The organism is Amycolatopsis minnesotensis, from assembly GCF_039529815.1.
GTDB classification, from domain to species: domain Bacteria; phylum Actinomycetota; class Actinomycetes; order Mycobacteriales; family Pseudonocardiaceae; genus Amycolatopsis; species Amycolatopsis minnesotensis.
Genome location: NZ_BAAANN010000109.1, coordinates 1 through 2,145 on the forward strand (window position 1 = coordinate 1; position 2,145 = coordinate 2,145).

Here is a 2,145-nt window from a genome sequence, read left to right on the forward strand (position 1 = left end):
CGCCGACAACCCCGACCCCGACGCCGCCGACAGCACCCACGGCACCACCCCACCCGACACCGCAACATCCCCGCCCTCAGACTCCACACCAGACTCCACACCGGACTCCGCAATGGACTCCGCAACGGACTCTGTCACCGGTGGGGCTTGTTCCAGGATCACGTGTGCGTTGGTGCCACTGATCCCGAACGATGACACCCCAGCCCGGCGAGGACGTCCCGTCTCCGGCCAGGGCCGGGCCTCGGTCAGCAACTCCACCGCACCCGTGGACCACTCCACATGCCCGGTCGGCTCATCCACGTGCAAGGTCTCCGGCAACACCCCATGCCGCATCGCCAGCACCATCTTGATCACACCGGCCACCCCCGCCGCCGCCTGCGTATGACCCAGGTTCGACTTCACCGACCCCAACCACAACGGCTCCACCCGGTCCTGTCCGTAGGTCGCCAGCAACGCCTGCGCCTCGATCGGATCCCCCAACACCGTCCCCGTGCCATGCGCCTCCACCACATCGACCTGGTCCGCCGCCAACCGCGCGTTCGCCAGCGTCTGGCGGATGACCCGCTGCTGCGCCGGTCCGCTCGGCGCGGTCATCCCGTTCGACGCGCCGTCGGAGTTCACCGCCGAACCCCGCACCACAGCCAAGACCTCGTGCCCGTTCGCCACCGCATCGGACAACCGCTCCAGCAGCAGCACACCGGCGCCTTCGGCGAACCCGGTGCCGTCAGCGGTTTCCGCGAACGAACGGCAGCGGCCATCGGGTGACAATGCGCCCTGGCGGCCGAATTCCGCGAACACGCCAGGGGTCGCCATGACCGTGACCCCGCCGGCCAGCGCCAGCGAACACTCGCCGAGGCGCAGTCCCTGGACGGCCCAGTGCACCGCCGCGAGCGACGACGAGCACGCGGTGTCCACGGTGATCGCAGGGCCTTCGAGACCGAAGCGGTAGGCGATCCGGCCGGGTACCACGCTTCCGTTGCCGTCACTACCGGGGTAGTCGTGGTACATCACGCCGGTGTAGACCCCGGTCCGGCTGCCCCGCAGGCTCGCGGGCACGATTCCCGCACTCTCGAAGGCTTCCCAGGACAGTTCCAGCATCACCCGCTGCTGGGGGTCGAGCGCGATCGCTTCGCGCGGGGCGATACCGAAGAACGCGGGGTCGAATCCCGCTATGTCACGCAGGAATCCCCCACCGGTGGTGTAGTAGGCGTCCGGTTCCGCGGAGTCGGGATCGCGCAGCGCGTTCAGGTCCCAGCCGCGGTCGGTGGGGAAACCGGAGATGGCGTCGCGGCCCTCGCTCACCAGGCGCCACAGGTCGTCCGGGCTCACCACCCCGCCGGGGTAGCGGCAGGCCATGCCCACGATCGCCACCGGCTCGCGCAGGCCGTCCGACAGCTTCCGGTTCCGCTCCCGCAGCGCTTCGGCCTCTTTGACCGAGCGGCGCAACGCGATCAGCAGTTTTTCCTCAGACACCTGAGCCCCCATCGAAATCGTCGCCACCCATCACCATGCCGATCAGCTCGTCCGCGTCCAGCGCGTCGATCGACCCGTCACCAGCTATCTCATCCGCGGCCCCCACCCCGGCCAGTTCGAGCAAACTCTCCAGCAGACCGGCTTCACGAAGGCGGTGGAGGGGAATCGCCTGCAGCGCCACGCGAACCTGCTCTTCCTCCTGGACGTCCACTTGAGACTCCGCGGGCGCCAGCTCGGCCAGGATATGGTCCGCGACCGCTTCGGAGGTGGGGCAGTCGAACACGAGGGTGGCCGGGAGCCGGAGTCCGGTGGCGGTGTTGAGCTGGTTGCGGAGTTCGGTCGCGGCGAGCGAGTCGAAGCCGAGTTCCCGGAAGGCACGATCGGGTTCGATATCCGCCCCCGAGCCATGTCCGAGCGCCCTCGCCACGTGCGACCGGACGATGTCCAGCACGACCCGCGCACGGTCCTCTTGCGACAGTGCGTCGAGGCTGGGGTGGGCGGGTTCGGGCGTCAGGGTGGGTTTGGGTGGGGCGAGGGCGTGCAGGAGTGGTGGTGTGGTCGTTTCCCGGAGTGTGGTGGTGTCGATCTGGGTGGTGATCACGACCGGTCGTGAGGTGTGCAGTGCGGTGTCGAACAGGCCGAGTGCGGTCTGTTCGGTCAGCGCGGGGAGTC

Annotated in this window: 2 protein-coding genes; both read right to left on the bottom strand. The window is 69.0% G+C overall.

The annotated features are described in order from the left end of the window. Nucleotides 1–1,485 (bottom strand): type I polyketide synthase (locus tag ABD256_RS43995; RefSeq protein ID WP_344432356.1); only part of this gene is annotated, 1,485 nt, incomplete at its 3' end. Then, nucleotides 1,466–2,145 (bottom strand): acyl carrier protein (locus tag ABD256_RS44000; protein WP_344432354.1); only part of this gene is annotated, 680 nt, incomplete at its 5' end. The genes ABD256_RS43995 and ABD256_RS44000, both read right to left, overlap by 20 nt.